Consider the following 21,356-nt stretch of genomic DNA (forward strand, 5'->3'; position numbering starts at 1 on the left):
TTGCAAAAGAAGCTACTTGTCGCCGACAACTTTCTCAACGGCTGCTTCTGCTTTTTCAATCAAGTTTGCTTGATCCGGATTCTCTTTCTTAAAGATTTTGATATCCTTTTCGTACTCTTTTTCTAAACCATTCGGATCTTTAGCAGCTTGGATTGCTTTTTCGTAAGCTTCTTGGCGGCTGTCGTATTGTTCTCCATCCGGGCTGATCACTGCTTCGCTTCCAGGAGGTTGCAAGGAAACTTCAGCATAGGCAGGCGTGAAGAAACCTGTCCAAGACATCAAACCTACAAATAAAACTGCCAATACTCGCACGACTAGACGTTTCATATAAAGTCCTCCAACATAATAATGAATTTGCGTTCGTGGCAATCTTACGAGATTTGTGATCGCATCTCCGTCTATCACAGGACAGAAGCACCAAGATAAATGATTGAGAAAAACTTATAGTCTAGCTGAGTGTTCCGCGTGTGACTCCGAGTTGGTTTTGTAGTTTCAAATCGCGCCAGAGTTGTGCGCCTGTAATCTCACTGTTTAGAAGTTGACGATATCGATCGATTGTTTGCACGATCTGATTGCTCGATTCATTCAGAAATTCGACTCGAAAGCGTTGTACGCCGCACTGTAATAGAGAGTGAACAAATTCCGCTCCAGTTTGTGCCGTTCCGTTGAAGACCGTGTTTCGGCAACCTGCATCAGCGTGAAGAACATGTTCGATTCTGGTACGATCGCGTAATTTTACTTCGTGTTTTTCACAAGGTCGCCCACAATTGGTAAAGTCGGTTCCTTCTGAGAGAAATGCACAGAAAACACAGTGCTCCATGTGAAACATCGGAATGTGTTGGTGAATCGTGATTTCAAACCAATCAGAGGGACAGCTTTTGATCAGATGCGTGAGTTGTTCGACATTGAGATCATAAGAAGCAGTGAGACGCTCTAAACCAAACTGCTTGAAGTAATGTGCTGTGATGGCGTTGGCAACGTTGAGTGAGAAATCACCGAGCTTTCTATCTTGCTCAAAATACTTCAAGTGATCATAGTTTCGGACTAAGTAACCGTCGGCATTCGATCGACGAACTTGCTCTAAGATCCATTGTTCATTTGGCTTCGTAATTCTCGGAGGTGCTACCCAGATCGCTGCATCTGAAGAGCGCCGCGTAAGTTCAACAGCTTGGCGATAGGTGCGAGGATCTTCAAATTCACAGTAAACAGTTTGAACTCCGGTTTTCAATACTGTTTCTAATTGTTTGAGATTGCGAACAAGAATGATTAACTCTGGTGTTTGAACTTGCGATGTTCGCTCTGGTAGCAAGTCTGTAAATGTTTGATTCTCGTTGAGCGTCCATTGTTTTGGCTGAATACGTAACTGTTCTAGTTGATCGACAATTTCCCGCCGCATTCGATTCATCTCACTCATCGGAATCATTGCTGCTCCGTTGAGATGATTCTCTAGCTTCCCAAGCTTAAACGGTGTATTTCCCAGCCGTCCAAATTGTTCTTGCAATCGCTCGGATGTTAAAGGTTTAGAATGCGCCTCAACAAGCGGCATTTCAGATTCAATGCAGGTAATATGTCCACTCGTATCTCTAGCGATCGCAGTTAATTTCTCTCCAATCTCACCATAAATTTCGATCTCGATCGGTCTTTGAAATCTCGGTTGATCGCCTGCGTAGGTTTGGCGAATTTGGCGATCGAGATCCGGATCGCTCGTTTTCCAGAGTAAATCTCCGATACTAATTCGCCGCAAATTTAGCTGATCGCGTCCGAAGGTGAGGATTGTTTTACCGTTTTGTCGATCGACCGCATAAATTCGTCCGCCTTCTTCTTTGGCCTCTGGATGTCCCGCATCAAACACAACGCCATCACCGGGTTTTACAGGTGCTTTGGATGCGATCGTAATTTGCTCCCGACGAATATCGATCACTTCACCGAGATAAACACCGCGTTTTTTCCCAAATCGAGCGTGAACTAATTCTTGATTGTTAATCCCTTCAAACCATCCAGTGTGTAAACCGCGTGAGAACGCCATTTCTAAGTTGTATTGTTCAGCATTCACATCAGTAATTGCTCGATCGAGTGCAGTTCGATAAACTCTGGTGACATTCGCCACGTATTCAGGAGCTTTTAACCGTCCTTCGATTTTGAGACAAGTGACCCCCGATCGCACAAGTTCCGGTAAAACTTCCAAGCCTGCCAAATCTTGAGGACTGAGCAAATAACGTCGATCGCCTAGATTGACCGTTTCTCCATCAGAAATCAACTCATACGGCATCCGGCAAGCTTGAGCGCATTCTCCTCGATTTGCCGATCGCCCCCCTAAAGCCTCACTGGTCAAACACTGCCCCGAATACGCCACACACAACGCACCATGCACAAACACTTCGAGCGGCAGAGTCACATTACGATCGCTTAATTGCTGCTGAATCTTATTAATTTCTTTGATCGAACATTCCCGCGCTAACACAACCAATTGACAGCCCAGTGATTTTGCAAACTCAACGCCTGCTGCACTTGTGACCGTCATTTGAGTTGAACCATGAATCGGAAAATCTGGGGATAAATGCCGGATCAGACGACAAATTCCGATGTCTTGAACAATCACCGCATCGACACCAGAACTGATAATCGATCGTAAATATTGTTCTACTTCTGCTAATTCATTCTGAAAGATTAGCGTATTTAACGTGACGTAACCTTTCACACCCCGCCAGTGTAGAAATTCCATCAACTCTGGCAGATCAGATTCTGTAAAGTTTTCTGCTCTCATGCGGGCATTAAACCGATCTAACCCGAAGTAAATCGCGTCTGCGCCGTTCTCGATCGCGGCTTTTGCACATTCCCAATTTCCCGCAGGAGCAAGTAGTTCCGGAGTTGTCATCGCTTTTTCGCATCAGAGCAGATTTCAATCTAGCATTCTAGCGAATTACATCGGTTTGAGAATTGCAAATGCACGATCGCTAATCTGGCAGAATTGGATCATCTTGAGGTGGATGCCATCCTCCTCGTATCCACAAACGACGAGCGCCAATAATTGAACCCTCATCATGCTCATCATCGTTCATGTCGAGCCGATCACAAGTTGCTCTCCCAATAGCTGTAAGTCCTACAATTCTCAAACCGTCCGCAGACCAAGAAAAATGCTCAGACCACAACTGCAATCTAGGATTAAACAAAGGCACAGTGCAACCTGTCTCTCGATCAGTACCTGCCGTAAAATTGTAGCGCCGCATATTACATCGGTGACACGCCAAAACTAAATTATCAACATCATCCGAGCCTTCTAAAGATTTGGGCTGACGGTGATCAAGTGTGAATCGAGTTGTACTTGCCTCTTCCGAAGAATGGCAATATTCGCATAAGTGATTTGCCCGCTGACGAACAATTCGACGAGTTGAAGCGTTAATGGTCATGAACCTGCGATCGTGCGAGCATTAAGTAAGGTAAAAATTCGATCAAGCTCTGCTAGTCCTTTTAGTTCCGCTAGTTGTTCGTCTGTAAGTTGTTCTTGTTTGTATAAAGCAATCAGTTCTTCAAAACGATTCTGTAGTTCTTCGGTAAATTTAAATAGCTTCAAGCCTCTTACAGTTTCTACAGTAATGCCTGTTTCCACCCATGAAGACGGCTGAACCATCAATTCTGTAACCATTGTTGGATATCAGTAATGTTGTGCTCTGATCGTAATCGATTCTGAAAGATTATAGTCCAAGAGTCCAATCTCACAAAATCGGAGCAAACAATCGCGCAATTCGGGCAATCAAGCGAAATAAAAGCGATCGCTTCTGATAATCTCCAGGTTCAACGATTTTGCAGAGTTCTAGATCGTCTTCGAGCATTTTTTCAACCGATCGCACAAAGATTTGATCCAGCACAAACACCATCACTTCAAAGTTCAGTAGAAACGATCGATTATCAAAATTCACCGTTCCAACTCCCGCGATCGCATCATCGATCAAAATCACTTTCTGGTGCATAAATCCAGGCTGATATCGATAGATTTTCACACCCGCTGTTTCCATCTCGTTGTAATACGAAAACGCACAGAAATAGACCATGAAATGGTCGGGACGATTCGGCAGTAAAATTCGCACATCGACCCCCCGGATTGCAGCGAGTTTGAGCGCTGTCGCGATCGAGTCATCGGGCACAAAATACGGACTAGCGATCCAGAGCCGCGATTTTGCTTGATTAATCGCATTCACAAAGAACATTGTGCAAGCCGGAACATGATCGGCAGGTCCGGTCGGAAATACTAACGCGGTTTGATTAAATTCCGGCTTTGGATCAATGTTCCAGTTGACTTCAGGAAGCTTACGAGTTGCCCAAAACCAGTCGCCTAAAAAGCTGCCCTGTAAACATTTGACAGCCGTTCCTTGCACTCTCATATGAGTATCTCGCCACGGACTTAAGGGCGGTTTGTAGCCGAGGTACTCATCAGCAATATTTAATCCACCCACAAAGCCGATCGCACCATCGACAATCAGAATTTTCCGGTGATTACGGAAGTTAATTTGCCAGCGATTTCCTCGTCCTTTGGTGCTTTTGAAAGGTTTGACTTTAATCCCAACTTGACGCATTGATCGTAAATACGATCGAGCTAATCCCCGTGTTCCAATTCCGTCATATAGCAAATAAACTCGAACACCCTGTTTTGCTTTCTGGATGAGTACTTTGCAGAATTCATTGCCAATCTCATCATCATCTAAGGTATAAGTCTGAAGTAAAACATAATCGGTTGCTTCTCGGATTGCCGTTAGCATTGCCTTAAACGTTTCTTTTCCGTCTAGCAACAATTCAAAACGATTCCCTGTTGTGAATGGAATCGTCGCTAACGATTCTGCTAATTGTTGCAGTGAAATGAATGCTTTGGGTAAATCTGTTTTGTACTCTAAAGCTTCCTGATAAACCTGTTGAGCTAAGGTATTATGTTCGACATAAGCGGCGTGAAGGGCTTCCGCATAGCCGTAAAATCGATTGCGTCCCAGAACCCAGTACAGCGGAATCGCCAACCAAGGAAACGTCAGCAGCGAAATACTCCAAGCAACCGCACCCCGCGACGATCGCACATTCATGACGGCATGAGCCGCATTAATCACGCCTAAGAGATGAACAACAACTGTGACAATGCTAAAGATACGAACGGAACCACCGACGCTCAGCATGGCTTAACTCAAAGATGAAACTCAACTAGCATCGGTTTATGATCAGACGATTGAATGTGATCGAGAACACACGCTTGAAGAGCGTTCTGCCGCAAGCCGCGATAGAAAATATGATCGAGCGGTGGAGACAACAAAAATCGCTTGATATTTTGAGCATCTGTTTCGGGAAACTCTGCTCTCGATAAACCGAGCCTGCGCGTCATCTTATCAAGCATCTGCCACCGAGATCGATTCCATGTGTTGAAATCTCCTGAAAAGATGATCGCTCCGGTATGTTGTGCGATCGCGTTTTCCAGTTCCCTTAGCTGTGCCTTAAACTTCTCTAAATCAACAAAGTTAATCAAATGAGAATTAATGGTCATCAAGCTTCCCAGTCCCAACGGGTGTTCTGTGACTAAGGAAACTTTGGGTGTGTTCGAGACAGGCTCAAAGTGTTCGGTGACTAGGGCGCGGTGATTAATCGAGGTCGATCGTGAAGCGCTCAGAACGCCTGCATAAACGTTGTGATATTGATCAATAAAATTAGGGGCAAAACTCCAGCTTAATTCTGCCAGTTTGAAATTCTTCGTGCGGGCACACAGGCTGAATTCTTGAAGAAAAATCAGATCCGGACAATAGCGATCGAGCATCCAATCAAAGTCGCGTTGCCAGGTGCTACTGTCATTGTTTTTGGCGATGTTCCAATTCAGTACCCGAATCGCTTTTTCATTCAGCGGAGCGGTTTGGGCGTGATGATGATGAAAAACGGTTTCATCGGTGCGAACGAATCGGTACAGCGGCAGTAAATTTCTTAGGGAAGAATTTCCTGCGAAGCCAGTTTCCAACTTGGACATAGTTGATTCCAGATGCAACCGTGTGCAAACCTATCTTACTCCTTAATACAAGTTAACGAATCTTTAATCGAAATGAAGAGGAACGCTTGATGCAGTCTCTAGTTCGTCTTGAAGCTGGATGAACGCTTCAAGTACTGTCCTTGTGGATTTCCTAGAACCTGACCCCGATCGTAAATCAAGTGTCCGCGTAAAAAGGTTTGCTTGACTCGTCCGGTTAGCTCCATTCCTTCAAACGGCGTGTAACCCTGTTTCGATTCTGATTCAGCCGCATGAACGACAAAAGTTTCATTGGGATCGACGAGAACGAGATCCGCATCATAACCGATCGCAATGTCTCCTTTTTGCAATAAGCCGAATCGTTGCGCTGGATTCCAAGCGAGCAGCTTTGCCATGTGATTGTATGACAGACCTCGCTTGCTGCCTTCACTGATGATTCCAGATAAGAGATACTCTGTTCCGCCAAATCCTGACTTGGCAAGCCAGATATTCTCCGGATCTTGAGGGCTAACTTTCTGCTCAGCCGAACAGCAAGCATGATCACTCACAATCCAATCGATCTGATTCTGTAGCACTGCGTTCCACAAAAATTCAACATCCGATCGCGGTCGAATCGGCGGATTCACTTTCGCCCATTTTCCAGTCGGAGCATCCACATCAAGCAGCAAGTGACCGACCGTGACTTCTCGCTTGAACTGGATTTGCGGAAAGATCGTTTGCATCATCAGGGCAGCTTCGATCGCTTTTCGAGAACTAAGATGCAGTAGATTGATGTTGATACAGTTTGTTTCGTGAGCGAGATAAGATGCAATACAAACTGCAAGCCCTTCAGCATGGGGAGGACGAGCCGCACTATAAGCACTCAACCCCGTCAGCGTCGAGTCTTGTTGAACAATCTTGGTGTAAGCATTGAGAATATCCGCGACTTCACAATGCAAACTGAGACTAATGGCATTATTCGGGTAGCGTTCTTGCAACTGAGACAGACTACGCATGATGAATTCAAAGTGAGCAAAATCGTACCGTTCTTCTTTGTTGATCATCAGAAATAGATTTTGCTGCTCAGAAAGACCGTGTAGACCGTAACCGCCATAGAACATAAAAATCTTGAACGAAGCAACTCCATATTGCTCGAATAACCACTGCATTTCATCAATGTGCTGAGCGCTAATCGGTGCAATGTGATAGCTATAATCTACAAAAAAGTGACCTGTCGATCGAGACAATACCTCTGGAAAAAAGTCTTTATAAGAGCCACCCTTGTTCAGATAGTATTGACCAGTGCGAATGTAGTTTAAGCTGGTCGTGACTCCTCCCATTGCAGCAGCTTTACTTTCTGCGATCGCATCTTGTTCGAGCGGTTGATAGATTCCAATGTGCATGTGAGCATCAACCACACCCGGAAATCCCAGTAGATTTTGGGCATCGATTACTTCTTTAGCTCGATCAGCATCAATTTCGAGTGCGATTTCAGCGAATTTGCCATTCCTAATGCCCACATCGGAACGCACGATTTCAGACTGGTTTGGGCGAACAACTCGCACATTTTTGATCAGTCTATCTAGCGCTAGAGGTTCAGTCACGATAGCTCCTACAACATCAATTAGAATGAGGGGAATTTAGGAGAAAAAACAATGAAACAGTTTAATGAGTATCACTTAGATCCCAAACAGTTTCCTTTCCTCAATCTTCTTCAGGAAAATTGGCAGCAGATTCGCGACGAATTTACTGCATTTAGACAGAACGCAACTCCGGAGGAAATCGAGTTTGCTCTGAGTGTGATGGGACCGAAAAGTAACACGATTAAAACCAAAGGTCAGTCGAAATATAGTGCGTTTGGTGTGTTATTTCAAGGAATGTTTATTGAACAATACATTGAAGCTCATCAGATTAACTATCCGCACGGTGAGTTACAGGATGTTGCAAAGCAAGTCTTTGAGTTAAGGAAGCGGTACTTTTGGCGGTTGTCAGACGCGATCGACAAGGTAAACTCATCCGATCATGGGATGCTCAGAAATGTCTATTTCGGCACTTTTCTACCCGGATTAGATGTCAAGCTGCACGTCAATTACAATCCGCACATGAATCGCGGCTATCTCGGCTTGATTGTACCAGAAGGGGACATTGCGATGAAGATTTGCCATGACACCCTGTTTTGGCATGAAGGCGAATTTATGGTGCTCGATCATAGCTATCCACACTGTCCGCATAACTATACAGACAAAGAAAGAACGGTGCTAGTTGTGGATTTCTTCAAGACTGATCAACCGAGAGAAACTTTAGTTCGATTTGAACAAGAACAAGTCAAACAAAGGCTTGAAGAGAATCCGTATAGTTTGGGCGTGTTCGGTAAAAATGACAAAGCGAAGCCCGAAGACTTTATCAAGTATGGTTTAAGCCATCAATTGGAGTGGGACAAAGCTTTGGGCGTTTAGTTTGATTTGCCATCGCTGCCGAGATATTCTCGATAGCCACAAATTTTATCGCCTCGCACATCAAACGAGACGGCAACGCGATTTTTGTAAGGTTCTCCCCGCATCAGTCCTTCATCGCGAAATTCAAACACAACGGTAGTTTCGTTGCTCGTGACGCGATCGACCGTTAACTTCAATCCTTGATCGTACACTTCAGAGACGTAGCTGAAAAACTCGATCGCTCGTGCTTTGCCGACATTCAAGCCGGAAAATTTGCCGATCGGAAACCAGAACGAAAAATCATCGGTCAGCAGCTCGAAAAAAGCTTGCCAATCTCCGGTTGCAAGTCCCTGTTCAAAATGGGCGAAGGCTTGACGTGCAATGGCTAATGTATTACCAGAGTCTTGAGTCATCATTTTAGTATTGTGAAGGCTAAAACTTTACAACAACTTTGCCACAGTTCTGACCGCTAAGAAGATACTCGACCGCATCCGGAATCGACTCAACGCCTTGAAATACGGTAGGGTCAACAATTACTTTCAATCTGCCTGCGTAAAACAAATCGAGTAAGCGATCGCGTCCTGCTTCAGCATATTCTAAGAAATGCGGCATCAAAAACCCGCGCACCGAAGCAGATTTCCAAAACAATTTCTGATAGATTCGAGGCTGCATTACGGCTTCTAAATCATTCGCATATTCGGAAATAAACCCAACAACAACGAATCTTCCTCGGATTGCTAAATGATTCACGCAAGTATCAAACACTTGTTTACCAACACAGTCGAATACAAGATTGATGCCATTGGGATATTCTTGGGCGAGAACGGTATCGAGTGATTCAGTGCGATAGTTCACGATGCGATCGCAGTTCAATCGTTTCAGCAATTCCACTTTCGTCTCTGAACCACACACCCCAATCACATGATTTCCAGCAATTTTCGCAAGCTGCACCGCAATGTGACCAATTCCCCCAGCAGCAGCAGTAATGAGAATGACTTCCCCGCTCGTCATTTCTCCGACGTTTTCCAAGGCGACGATCGCGCTTGTTCCCGTCGGCATCAGCGTTAGAATTTCGGGAATCGAAGCGCGAATTTTAACGGCTAGATTTGCTGCGATCGCTTGATACTCTCGATATCCACCACCGCGAATCGTCGTTGCAACCGCATCCCCAATTTGCAGCGTGTGAACATTTTTTCCGATCGCAACTACTACGCCGACCGCTTCGACTCCGAGATCAAACGGCGGCGTAAGCTGTGTGTAAGGAACTTGACCGCGACAGAGTAAGGTATCAAATCCAGCATTGATCCCAGCATAGTGATTTTTGATCACGACTTGATCTGGTTCCGGATCGGGAATGGATAGTTCAGTCAGCGCGATCGCTGAGCGAAAATCATCGCTTAATCGCTGAGCAATCAGCTTTTTGTAAGTTCGAGAGTGCATAGTGATTCCACCATACAATGTGTTAATGATCATAACTGTTTAGAGGTCAAAGCTTGAACCAGAATGTTTTAGGGGCAGAAGATTGGGGTGGAACAGGTCAAAGCCGGATGAACTTATCGGGGCGGACGGTGGCTTTAGCAGAGCTTCCGCAGCAATATCAGTTTTTTGATACACAGCGGATTCCTCAACAACCCTGGCAGATTGATGGACTATCTAAATCGTCGATCGCGGCAACTCATCAATTGCTGAGTTGGCACGAGCATGGCGCATCAACGACCAAGGTTTTGCTTGCTGATCGATTTGAGCTTCCAGCAGGCAGATTCACAGCGGATTTAGAAATTTTTGTGCTGAGCGGTACCGTTCAGGTCGGAGCGTGGAAGCTGAGCAAACACGGTTACTCGTTTATTCCAGCAGGGGTCAGAGTTGGTCCGTGGAAAGCGCTCAACGGTGAAGCAGTCGAACTACTGTGGATGGAAAACGATCGACTCCAGTATCAAGATTTGCCGCATGATTCAGCAGCAAGTCTCGATCAGTTTATTCCGGTTTTGGATAGTACACTGCTACCTTGGAGCAGAACAGATACAATGCAGTTTGCCGCAGCCAGCAAGAAATGGCTGAGAAAAGCAGCAAACGGTGGTGGGGTGTGGCTACTCGCACTTCTGCCTCACTATGACAGCCAGCAAGCGATGATTCAGTTGTATAACGAGGAGGTTTACGGCTTAGGCGGACATTGCGATATGGGAAAGTATCGATTCGCCAAACATCACTTTGGCTACTGTCCGAGTTTCAGTACGGTTCCCAGACACATTTCAGCAGAAGGGAGCTTGTTCTTTATTCGCGTCGATCGAGATTTATCGCGCAGCGGAGCCGTTTTACCTTATACCGATTAATGTTGTCGCTCTTCTTGAATCACTGTGCGCTGAAAGATTTGATTGTTTTTGAACCAGTGCCAGGTTCGCGCTCGATGATTGTTACACGGACTGATTTGAATCATTTCGTAGAGGTAGAAGTCTGGAACCGTTTTGTAAGCAAAATAAAGAATCAGGGTGGCATCATCAATTTCCCAAGCGTGACCTTTGATTCGATCGGTGTCAAACCAAACCTTTTTATCGCAGTACAAGCCTGGAAATCGATGTTCTTCTTGTTTGCCATTGTCCCAGGTGTAGCGATTGGTTTGATGGTACGTGGAAGGGTTATCTGTCGGAAATTCACAGGTTAAATGCGATCGATGTCGATCGAGCACATTTCCATCGCAATCGATCAGCGTATAAGTTCCAATCCAATCACCTTCATGTCGAGCGAGTACGGGCATTGCCTGACGAATACTTTCCATAGTTACCTCTTATACATACCACCAAGGATCACGAATCGGTTTTGTTTTGATCAAATAAGCTTTCTTTCGCATAAATCGTTTCAGTGCTGCCGCTCCCATGCGCGATCCTCCCATTCCAGAAGCGTGAAAAGCATTCTTTTCTCCTTCGTGAATCAATGCGGTGAGCGCAGCATCGTTGATACTAATTGCACCCGCCTCAATGCGATCGCCCACTTCCAGCGCTTCGGTTGTTGATTCTGCAAACACTGCGGCACTCAATCCATAAATGCTATCGTTTGCAAGCGCGATCGCTTCCCCAACTGTATTAAATGGCATCATCGGCAAAATGGGTCCGAATGTTTCTTCGCTCATGATTTTCATGCTGTGATTCACCTTGGTTAAAACCGTCGGATCGCACCACCACCCGCCGTCTAAGTTCTCAAGGTTGCCGCCACACTGAACGATCGCGCCTTTGTCGATCGCATCTTGTAGCTGCTCTGAAATTATCGCCGCCTGTCGTTCTGCAATGATCGGACCAATCTCGCCATCTTGAATCGTAGGATAAGCGAGTTTCAATTGTTTTGCTTTAGAAACAAGCTGCTCGGTAAACGGTTCGATGATCGCTTGATCCACATAAATTCGCTCGATCGATAAACAAGACTGTCCCGTATTGACAACTGAACCCCATAAAATGGCAGAAGTTGCGAGATCGAGATCGGCAGATTGCAGCACGATCGCTGGATCTTTTCCGCCCAGTTCCAAAAAGGCTGGAATAAATCGCTTTGCCGCCATTTCTGCAACCTGTCGCCCGGTTTTCACACTGCCCGTAAAACAAATCAGATCAATCTGCTCGATCAAAGCGGCTCCAGTTTCTTTCGCCCCCTCAATGAAGGTGAAGATCGATCGTAATTCAGGCACTTGATCCAGTGTTTTTAACAACGGTTGAATAAATCGAGGTGCAATCTCACTCGGTTTCACAATCACAGCACATCCAGCTAATAGTGCCGGAATCGCATCAATCATCGCTAAAAGTAATGGGAAGTTCCACGGACTGATCACACCGACTAACGGATAAGGCACTGAATCTTGTTTTAGATCAATAAATGGAATTGCCGTTGTTTTTTCCGTTTCTTGTAAAAGTTCTGGAGCGAGTTGACACCAGCGATCGAGACTCGACAACACCGAATCGACTTCTAAAACCGAAACCCCGAACCGTCCGGTATCAGCCACCAAAGCTTGAATCAATGCTTCTCGATCGTGCTGAATCGCTTGTTTCCACTGCTGTAATGCGGCAATTCGCTGATCTAAATCAACAGATTGCCAATCTCGTTGCGCGAAGCGGAGTCGATCGCAGACTTCAGCAACATTCGGAGGCGTGATCCAGTAATCGACTTCGCCGGTTCGAGGATTCCGAACAGGAATGCGGGTCATCGTTCAAATCACTCCTTGTTCGGCTAAGCGGTGGATTGTTGCAACCTGAGTTTGAATAAAATGTTTTCGCTCAATTTCACCCTCGATCATTGTATTTCTGGGATAAAACACTGCTTGCTGATAGCTTTCTACATACGCATCAAATCGTTGACGTGCAAGCAAATTGCCCAGTCCAGGTTGCCGACGATACCGACGTAATGCCGCTAAATCGACCTCCGCAAATGCCGCCATACTTTCCCCGGCTCCTGTTTCAGCTAACACCAATCCCCGATAGTCCACAACTTTCGAGCCACCATCCACTGAACCGCTCGGAATCGGACTCTCTGCAATGCCAGCGGTGTTCGCTGAAATCACATACATCATATTTTCCACAGCGCGGCTAATCTTTGCGGCTTCTTTAGGCGATCGTGCTTGTCCATAAATCTCTGAAGTCGGATGTAGCAGGACTTCCGCCCCCCGCATTGCTAAACATCGCGCCACTTCTGGAAATAAAATCTCATCCGATGCCACCGCTGCAAGATTACCGATCTCAGTTCTGGCAACCGGAAACACTCCATCAAGTCCGTACTGCTCTAGATAGCGATCCCAAACATCGTGCGGAGTGGGCGCAAATAATGAATTCAATCGACGGTAACGCAGAATCACCGTTCCACTCGGATCAAGGATAAAACAAGTCTGAAAATACAATCCTGGAAAATGCGGATCAACTTCATAAGCATTTCCAGCTAAAAAGATTCGATGCTTCTGTGCAATGTTTCCGAGCGCTTCATACTCGCTGCCGGTCATTTCCAAGCAAGCCTTTTCCGCCCAATCCGAGAGCGATTCTCCCAGCGGAAACCCAGTGAGAAAATACTCTGGTAACACGACTAAACGACAATCAGGTCCAATAAATGCAAGACTCGCCGCAATTTGCTGTCCTAATCGTTCGATCGCCTGCTGAATTCTCGATCGTGCTTCTAGTCGATCGCGGCTTTGGTTGATGGCATAACACGTTACCTGAAGTGCTAATGCTTTGTAAGCGAGTCCATTGTCACTCATTGAATCGTTCGATCTGAGGATTGCGGGTGATTCTAGCACTGATATCACAACCTGAAGTTCCCTCCGTTGTAAAACTTGAGAGAGGCAATTCAGAGACAGTGGGTCGAGTTTATTCAAGGATCGAAAACTGCTTAGGCTTGTTCGCCATGTTACATCGAATATGTAGTAATCGAGAGTACCGTTGTCAAGATCATTGATTTCGCTTATGGATCTTTCCGTCCTTGTAGGCTACTTAAACTACGGCTGGCTACGTCTGCACTCAAACCCCACAGAATTAAGCCTAAGTAGTCTGCAAACGGTCTGGCTCCAAATGTTGTTCCTCGCTCTATGTACAGTGACCCCATACCGACTGATGACAACCCTACTAACAAGATCAACGCGAGGAGAGGACGAACCACCCAAAAAGTAGCTTCTGCCCGAACTTGATCAGTTACTCCAGAGAGCATGATGAAGAACTGCTGAAACTGATTTACTCGGCTCGGTTCTGCCTTGGATAGTTCAGTTGCTCGATCGATCTGATTGGCTACCGCAACGATTCCTTTGAGCTTACCTCTGACGACTTCGATTGCTGGGTCTTCGTTGACTCCTCTGGTTGCAAAGTCCTTGAAATCTGCACCAAGCTCTGTCAGAATCTGCTTTGCTTTTGCATCTTGATCAGCTTGTCCTTGAGCAGTGAGCCAGCGGACTTCATGGATTTTGCTTGCAGTCTTATCTTGCACATCCTGACTGATGGATTGCTGCTGATTAAATTCATTCTCTAAGGCTTCAAGCCTAATCAGCATCTCCAGACGATCGCGGATTGCCTGCAACACGGGTGAAGCTGCTTCTAGCTGCTCACGATTTACTAGCGTTTGGACTCCATTGGTCATCCCCAACAATGAATCTTCTTCCTGTTTGTCCAATCTCGCTCGCCTAATGTCGTTCTGCAAGCGATAAACTTCCCCCTTTGCCTTCGCCTGAGGTTCCCCACGCTCTTCCATATATTTAAACAAGCGACCCAAAATGATACCAAAGAACAGAACGACCAAGGGCAAAAGAGGTCCAGTCCGAACACTAAGGTCAATCGGGAAACTGAGACGTCCTCTACTATTCAGCGTGAAATAAACTGCACCCACATACTGATCAGGCGGCATCGCTGCTCGATTCAGCGTCAGAGGAAGGCTACTGATTTGAGTCGCGGGGAAAGATTGGTTCCCCTGAGCAACTGCGATCGCTTTCTCGCTCAGTTGATAACCTGTAATATCCCCATCTAAAATCACAGCAGTATTGAGGACATTAATGGTAGAAGTCGTCGGATTGTCAAACTGAAGTTGCCGTTGATCGATCGTCGCACTAGCAGGTAGCAAGAGCCGTGCTAATTCGCAGTCTAACCACCCTGCACAATTTACCAGTTGCAGACGAATCTGCTCTGTTTTTCTCATCGGAACCAAGGCGTTTCTCGCGTCAGGTTGAATGGGCAGAACGGTTGCGGGCTGTCGATTGACTTCAGGCTGAGGCTCGGTTTGTGCTAACACAGGCATTTGCCATAGCACCAGCGGTAGAATGAGTGTAGGAATCCATTTTTTCATGCTGTTCGCCTTTGAGGTAGTTTGATGTGAGGATTATACTTTTTCTGATAAAAGGGAATTCGTCAAACTGTAGCGAATCACTTTCATTTCAATCTGCTGCAAGTCCTCAGCAGAAATAGTGTCGATCTGAGCGCCGTAGGCATCCGAGGAAGCAGGAAACAAAAAGAATCGGAGACGTTTAGGAGAGGAGAAAAGGCGAATTTCGCGTAAACCAGGCTTACCTTGGGGTGCAAACAGAAAGCTCCTTTTTGTTTCTCCTGGCATCAAGCCATTAAAGATAATCTCTTCATCTTCCCAAAGGGTTTCAAGCTGGAACCGACCTGTTTCGTCAAATCCCACCATATAGATGTGTAAGGGGGCTGAAGTCGGATTGTTCAGGCTCAATTGGCAAAAGCTTTTGGGTTCGATCAAATAGGCTTGACTCTCTCCAAAAGGTTGAGGTGCGATCACCAGAAGTTGTTCCTTCGTTGAACCTGTCATCACAGTAACTTCTGCTAAAAATTCTCCTTCTGGAATTGATAAGACAGGTGCCCAACAGGGAAGCCGAAGCTGAATTTTACTAAGATCATTGTTAGACAGTGGAATCAGTGATTCTTGGAGATCAGCGCGAACCAGGATATCAATGATTTCAGTGACGCGCTGAAAATTACCTTCTCGAAATCTGAGCCGATATTCTAAGTAAAGCGTTTCCGCGCTGGTAAGTTTGAGCGCGATCGCTTGCTCTGTCAATTCCTTAAATAGGGTGAATTGTCCGGTCTGTAAAGCAGATAGGGCACGGGCTTTTAGCGTATCAAAACTCTGATTTCGCAGAGAAATGACCATCTCTCCTTGCTCGTCTCGATGAAAAGCCCCAAACTCTGGGGTCTGAGTTGATCCAGAAGCTTGTCCTACTTTCTGTTGTAGGTATAGTCCGAGTTCGGAGGAGGTGATAAAACCATTGCCATCGATATCGGATTCTCCCCAGTTGAACCCGTTAATCAGCGTTCCGGTGAAAAGAGAATGCCCTGGAACAGGTCCGCCGTCTAAAGCAAGCTGGTCTTGTTTTGCAGAGGTAATCACCTTTCGACTGCGATCGCGGCTAATATCAGCCCGGAATCGCTCTGCGCTGCGATAGATATTAGCAGCACTTCCCAAGGCAACCCCGCTGTGACAAGCATCTAGAATCACAAGAATATGTCTTGCTGGTAGTTCAGCCACTTCCTCCAACCAGTGATTCAGTCGAATATAGTCGCTCCAATGTTCTCTATCTTCATCAGGCATTCGGGCATCGACTGGAATGATATAGCCTACTTCTGAGTCTTGAGCAATTCGGGTGTGTCCATGTCCGGCAAAGAACAATACCAGGCTATCATCCTCTTTCAGCAGTTCATGCAGTTGCTCTTCGATCAGAGCTTCGATCGCTTCTTGTGTTGCAGCAGCATCAATTAGAGGCGCGATCGGTGCTGTAAACCCTAATTTGTCAATCAACGCTTGCTGTAATCCCAAGGCATCTTGAACCGCATTGTTAAGGGTTCGCCAATGAGCATAAGTGTTGATTCCGATGACGACAACCAGCGATCGTCCCTGTTTTACAGGCTCAGGTTCAACTTTGACTGGATTGAGTGTTCGGAACTCGCTAGTAGAGATTTCAGACATCGTTCTCATTCCAGACATATTTTCGACAAATCTCACAAACTTCTTTTGCTAAATCAGTTTGAGGATTTTTAAAGGAATTATGGTTGCGAATGCGATTACAACAAACTTGAAGCCATTCCTTCCAATTGCCTCGCCACAAATGCAGAGTTCCCTCTGAACTCCCGGCAGCAATAATTCGTCCATCTGAACTAAAGGCTACAGAGTTAATTGCATGATCACGTCCTTGAAATGTAGCAATAAGATTTCCGTCACTATCCCATAAAAACGCTTTGCCCCCACCACTGACAATCGTTTTTCCATCGGGGCTAAAACAAGCCGAGTAAACTGAATTTGAATGTCTAAACCGTTTGCGATCTCCTTCTTTCCAGTTCCAAAGAAATACTGATCCACCCACATCGCTGGTAATAATGGTCTTCCCGTCCTGGCTAAATCGTACACTTTGAATCACATTATCGGCTTCTCCAGGTAAAGCCTGAACTATATTTTTACTCCAATCCCATACGCGCACCGCAAATCCAGAACCACATGCCAGCACTGACCCATCTGGACTAAAAGCCAACAGATTAGAACTCGCTGAACTTTGCAGGGGAAGACTATTCTTCAAATTCCCATTCACATCCCATAAGTGAACTGCGTCAGTGTTCATACTCGCTACAAGATTGCTGTTTGGACTAAAAGCCACTGATCTTGTATCTTTTCGCTCACCGAAAGAGCGGATGACTTCACCCTTGAGATTCCAAAGGCGCACTTCGCAGTCATCGCAACCACCCGCAATCATCGTTCCATCTGGACTCAGGGCAACAGAAGAAATTCGGCTTTTTTCAACCTCAAGTATTTTCTCATTTGCGTTCGCTAAGTTCCAGACCCGAATTGTTTCGTCAAAACTGCCACTCGCGAGTTGCTGTCCCTCTGGACTAAACGTTACAGTTGCTATCTCTGTCTCGTGTGCAGCAAAAGCTTCGATTTCATCTCTTTCTAAATCCCAAATTTTGATAGCGCTTCCACTCTCTCCCGTCACAAAGTGTTGACCATCATTGCTAAAAGCAACACAGTTGATATAGTACGAGTTTTGCGAAAAATACTCCTCCACCTGAAGACCTTCGACTGTCCATGAGCAGATTCCATGACCAACACCGACTATTTTTTGTCCATCTGGGCTGAATAAGATTGCAGCAACTCCACCTTGTTTTAGAGGCTGCGAGATGAGAGCTTCACCCTTTAAGTTCCACAGGCGAATGGTTGAATCTGCACCGCAGCTAGCGATCGATTGGCTGTCTGAACTAAAAATCGCGCAGTATACTCCTTTCCTGATTGAAGTATTGTCCTGATGTCCTACAAAGGGGTCGCCGATCCATCTGCCTTTTGAGTTCCACAATCGAATTGTATTGTCAATTCCTCCACTCACTATGTATTGTCCATCTGGACTAACAGCAACTGAGTTAATTGCTCCTTGATGACCGTTGAGAGGTTTCCGAATTAACTCGCCTCGTAAGTTCCAGAAGCAAATCATTCCATCTGCTCCCCCACTCACAATGTATTGTCCTTCCGGGCTGACTGCAACTGAGGTGACCGCTCCCTGATGCCCTACAAATGGCTCTCCAATCGGTTGCAGTTGAAAATTCCAGAGGCGAATCGTTCCATCATCACTAGCACTGATGATGTACTGCCCATTATGTCCAAATGCGACAGCATTTACCTCTCCCTCATGACCCACAAATGCAGGTGTAACTAGACCTTGTTCCCAATTCCATAGTCTGAGAGTCTTATCTGTACTACCACTAACCACATATCGGTTAGTCGGATGAAAGGCGATCGAGGTTATCTTTTGGGTGTGTTGTCCTTGAAAGGTGATGTTCGGAATTCGAGCCTTGTTCATAACGGTGTATAGGCTCCGTTGTACAGAAGTCAGCATTTCATGGGGTAGCTCCTCTAAATTTTGCCCTGTTGCTTGAATAGCTAGAGTCATCGCCTCCAGTGGACTAATAGAAAGCTGCGTCATGACTCTCGCTGCTTTTTGCCCTAGCTCTGTTCTGACGGTTAGCTCTCTCTCTCTTCGCTTTTGGTGTTCTCTAAAGTCAAGACTAGCCTGAATAAACCGAATTTCTAGGCGATTCAACCAAGTATCTTTCTGCTTTAAGAGTTTTTCTAATCGATCTAGTCGATCGCCATCGGGCAAGAGAGGTCCATCATTGTACCAGTCGTTCGCTGCAGGGGTAAGACGTTGCTGCAATGCCAAAGTTTCCTGCTCTTGCTCAATCCATTCTTGCAACCGATTCCAGCGCAGCAGTAAGTCATGAGCGGGTTCGACATAGTTTCTTCCCATCTCCTGCCCTTTGACTAACAAACGCGCATTGACGAGTTGATCGATGACGTTCTCCCGCCGCCGATTCTCCGTCTCGCTTGGATACACTAACTCTACTTCTGGTACTTGCCGCCGTGCAATGCTGCTTCCCTTAAGTGTCACCATTCGCAGCATGACTCGTCGCATCGTTGCCCGTTCGAGATTGCCCAATGATTCATACTCCTCGGTTGCTCTTCGAGTCAATGCTCCCGCTACGCCACCTAATTCTTCATAATCTTGCAGCCGCAGAGCGCGATCGGTACTTTCATCTTTCGTCCACCGCTCTCGCAGCTTTACGTATAGCTCACTGAGGGTAAAAGATAGCAACGGTAATGCTCCTGGCATTTGCCCTACTTCGTCGATGAGCATTCCGACTAAATTATCTGGCTCAAAATACAACGCCTGCTTTAATGCAGGTCCCTCGATCGCTTGCCGCAACTCATCTGAGTTCATCGCCCTTACTGGAAACCGAGCCGCCTGCCAGTATGTTTGTAACGGCGAATCGAGAAAACGCGGCTCAAAATCTGATCGCAGCGTCACTACCACTCGCCATTGCTGCGGACAAACTGCGATCGCGTCTCGCAGCAGTTCCAGGAAAGGCAGTTGTTTGCTGTCGGACGCGCGATCTCGCTCAATCCAACTACTTTGGCTCATCGTAATCAGCTCCTCAAACTGATCAATCACCAGGAGCAGGGTTGCATTAGGATGGGTCTGGCTCCACTTTTGAATTTCGTTACCAAGATAGTGCGGATCTTGCTGAAGCTGTTGTGCGATCGCTTCAATCTCGGTTAGAAGTGATTGATGTAGGTTCGTGAGCGATCGCTGTTCTTCTACTGAACAAAGTTCCTGTAGCTGAACGAAATAATCTTCAATCAGCAGCAGTTTTGTCTCAGGTCTGGCACTGTCCCAACCTGCTATCGGAGCAGTACTTTGTTTCAGCTTTTCATCTAAAAAGCAGACCTGCGGCAATTGCTCGATTAAAGCAGGATTTACGATCGGCAATAGTATTCTTGCCAAAGCTGTAAATGGCGACAATTGAGGACGCATTGGCTCAAGAATGAACCATTGACCTTCATCCGTTCGTAAGCGAGGGAGTAATCCTGCCTTGACTAAACTGGATTTTCCGGAGCCGGAAACACCTAATACAACATGAAGCGTTTGGTTCGGTTGGCAAAGTTTTTTGACCAAAGCCTCAATCAAGACCTGTCTACCAAAGAAGAACGCAGCATGTTTTTCATCAAACGACTTCAAACCGCGGTAGGGGTTATTCTCCTCATTCAGTTCCGGTGCAGGCTCAAGTTGTTTTTCTGGATCAAATCTGGGCGCGGTGAAGATAAATTCCCCTTTGTCATAGTCCCGCCGCAGTGGAAAAAGCCCAGGCGTTTGTTGCTCTTTCGACAACTCACTGACCCGTCTCTCTAAATAAACAAATAGTTCGTGAGCAGTAACAACTCCATCAGGAATTAAATCTGCATTTTGCCGCTGAGAGTCTTTGTTGTACTGTAAGCCTTCTAGGAGTGCAAGGGCGAACGGTGAATGCAGGCGATCGTTGTATCCCAAAACTTCACCCCGTTTATCCTGATTCAACTTCGCCACATCCAGAGCTTCCTGGTCGTGAGCAGCAGAAGTAATCAACTGCCATGCAGGATAACGAATAAACCGATAGTAATGCTCTCGATGAATGGTTTTCAGAACCGGGATCAGGTCTCGACGACCCACCCAGCGAAATGTCCCAGCAAAACAACAATCGAGAATGACCAGCAGATGATGACATGCTAGTTTGCTCAGTTCCTCAGCAACTTCCTGCATTGGCAGAAAGGAGTCTGGATTGGCGGGGTCAGCATCTTGGGGCACTAGATAGCCTTCAGGACCGTCTTCATTGGTGCGTGGCAAGCCATGACCCGCAAAATAGAAGATTAAGCGATCGCCCTCATTAGGCTGTAGTTGGGGTAGCGTTTTAGTGAGAACATCTCTAATTTCCACAAGAGTTGCCTGCTGATTCAACAGACGAATCACTTCTGTTTTTGGATTGATTTGCTGATAAGCGTAGTCCGTTTCTAACAAGTCCGCAATGGCAGAAGCATCACTCACAGGCGTACTGAGCTTATGAATGCTTTTACTTGCATAGTCATCTACTCCAATGACGACTGCCAGATTCCGAGTAAAGTTTGTTCTGGTATCCCATGCCATC

General features: G+C 46.1%; 17 protein-coding genes. 2 read left to right on the forward strand and 15 right to left on the reverse strand.

Going from position 1 to position 21,356, the window contains the following annotated elements:
* Positions 1 to 12: 12 nt before the first annotated feature.
* The 7 genes from NIES2104_RS12640 to NIES2104_RS12670 form a co-directional block, all read right to left on the reverse strand.
* The gene (locus tag NIES2104_RS12640; RefSeq protein ID WP_058998540.1) at positions 13 to 327 is read right to left on the reverse strand and encodes a hypothetical protein; all 315 of its coding nucleotides are present in this window, start codon (positions 325 to 327) and stop codon (positions 13 to 15) included.
* A 121-nt stretch (positions 328 to 448) separates the two neighbouring features.
* Positions 449 to 2,875, reverse strand: coding sequence for a U32 family peptidase (locus tag NIES2104_RS12645; RefSeq protein WP_058998541.1), 2,427 nt, complete (start codon positions 2,873 to 2,875; stop codon positions 449 to 451).
* A gap of 79 nt (positions 2,876 to 2,954) precedes the next feature.
* The gene (locus NIES2104_RS12650) at positions 2,955 to 3,407 is read right to left on the reverse strand and encodes an HNH endonuclease (RefSeq protein ID WP_058998542.1); all 453 of its coding nucleotides are present in this window, start codon (positions 3,405 to 3,407) and stop codon (positions 2,955 to 2,957) included.
* Entirely contained in the window at positions 3,404 to 3,643 is a 240-nt protein-coding gene (locus NIES2104_RS12655; protein WP_058998543.1) for a hypothetical protein, read from the reverse strand. Before NIES2104_RS12655 ends, NIES2104_RS12650 begins: the two co-directional genes overlap by 4 nt.
* 70 nt (positions 3,644 to 3,713) lie before the next feature.
* Complete coding sequence (cls, locus tag NIES2104_RS12660; protein WP_058998544.1) at positions 3,714 to 5,156, reverse strand: cardiolipin synthase; 1,443 nt, start codon at positions 5,154 to 5,156, stop codon at positions 3,714 to 3,716.
* 8 nt (positions 5,157 to 5,164) lie between these two features.
* Complete coding sequence (locus NIES2104_RS12665) at positions 5,165 to 5,989, reverse strand: endonuclease/exonuclease/phosphatase family protein (RefSeq protein ID WP_058998545.1); 825 nt, start codon at positions 5,987 to 5,989, stop codon at positions 5,165 to 5,167.
* 98 nt (positions 5,990 to 6,087) lie between these two features.
* Entirely contained in the window at positions 6,088 to 7,569 is a 1,482-nt protein-coding gene (locus tag NIES2104_RS12670) for a dihydroorotase family protein (RefSeq protein WP_058998546.1), read from the reverse strand.
* Between the two features lie 51 nt (positions 7,570 to 7,620).
* Here NIES2104_RS12670 and NIES2104_RS12675 point away from each other — a divergent pair, with 51 nt between their 5' ends.
* A complete protein-coding gene (locus NIES2104_RS12675; RefSeq protein ID WP_058998547.1) occupies positions 7,621 to 8,421 on the forward strand; it encodes an aspartyl/asparaginyl beta-hydroxylase domain-containing protein in 801 nt (266 codons plus the stop codon).
* On the opposite strand, the gene NIES2104_RS12680 is transcribed toward NIES2104_RS12675, so the two are convergent.
* Together NIES2104_RS12680 and NIES2104_RS12685 are read right to left on the reverse strand one after the other, a co-directional pair.
* Positions 8,418 to 8,816: a nuclear transport factor 2 family protein gene (locus NIES2104_RS12680; protein ID WP_263970951.1), complete on the reverse strand. Its 399-nt coding sequence runs from the start codon at positions 8,814 to 8,816 to the stop codon at positions 8,418 to 8,420. The two genes, NIES2104_RS12675 and NIES2104_RS12680, sit on opposite strands and share 4 nt — an antisense overlap.
* A gap of 16 nt (positions 8,817 to 8,832) precedes the next feature.
* On the reverse strand, positions 8,833 to 9,840 hold the full coding sequence (locus NIES2104_RS12685; protein WP_058998549.1) for a zinc-binding dehydrogenase: 1,008 nt from the start codon (positions 9,838 to 9,840) through the stop codon (positions 8,833 to 8,835).
* Between the two features lie 53 nt (positions 9,841 to 9,893).
* On the opposite strand from NIES2104_RS12685, the gene NIES2104_RS12690 reads away from it, so the two are divergent.
* Positions 9,894 to 10,730, forward strand: coding sequence for a DUF4437 domain-containing protein (locus tag NIES2104_RS12690; protein ID WP_202815056.1), 837 nt, complete (start codon positions 9,894 to 9,896; stop codon positions 10,728 to 10,730).
* Here NIES2104_RS12690 and NIES2104_RS12695 read toward each other — a convergent pair.
* The 6 genes from NIES2104_RS12695 to NIES2104_RS12720 all read right to left on the reverse strand — a co-directional run bounded on the left by NIES2104_RS12695 (position 10,727) and on the right by NIES2104_RS12720 (position 21,355).
* On the reverse strand, positions 10,727 to 11,173 hold the full coding sequence (locus NIES2104_RS12695; RefSeq protein ID WP_058998551.1) for a DUF3598 family protein: 447 nt from the start codon (positions 11,171 to 11,173) through the stop codon (positions 10,727 to 10,729). The two genes, NIES2104_RS12690 and NIES2104_RS12695, sit on opposite strands and share 4 nt — an antisense overlap.
* A gap of 9 nt (positions 11,174 to 11,182) precedes the next feature.
* Positions 11,183 to 12,583, reverse strand: a complete 1,401-nt coding sequence (locus NIES2104_RS12700; protein ID WP_058998552.1) for an aldehyde dehydrogenase family protein — start codon at positions 12,581 to 12,583, stop codon at positions 11,183 to 11,185.
* A gap of 3 nt (positions 12,584 to 12,586) precedes the next feature.
* Positions 12,587 to 13,621 carry a nitrilase-related carbon-nitrogen hydrolase gene (locus tag NIES2104_RS12705; protein WP_058998553.1) on the reverse strand — a complete coding sequence of 345 codons (1,035 nt, stop codon included), beginning with the start codon at positions 13,619 to 13,621 and terminating at the stop codon, positions 12,587 to 12,589.
* A gap of 203 nt (positions 13,622 to 13,824) precedes the next feature.
* Positions 13,825 to 15,189, reverse strand: a complete 1,365-nt coding sequence (locus NIES2104_RS12710; RefSeq protein WP_058998554.1) for a hypothetical protein — start codon at positions 15,187 to 15,189, stop codon at positions 13,825 to 13,827.
* Positions 15,190 to 15,222: 33 nt separating this feature from the next.
* Positions 15,223 to 16,824, reverse strand: coding sequence for a caspase family protein (locus NIES2104_RS12715; protein ID WP_058998555.1), 1,602 nt, complete (start codon positions 16,822 to 16,824; stop codon positions 15,223 to 15,225).
* A complete protein-coding gene (locus tag NIES2104_RS12720) occupies positions 16,817 to 21,355 on the reverse strand; it encodes a caspase family protein (RefSeq protein WP_058998556.1) in 4,539 nt (1,512 codons plus the stop codon). Before NIES2104_RS12720 ends, NIES2104_RS12715 begins: the two co-directional genes overlap by 8 nt.
* Position 21,356: the final 1 nt, after the last annotated feature.

This window comes from Leptolyngbya sp. NIES-2104, from assembly GCF_001485215.1.
Lineage (GTDB): Bacteria > Cyanobacteriota > Cyanobacteriia > Leptolyngbyales > Leptolyngbyaceae > Leptolyngbya.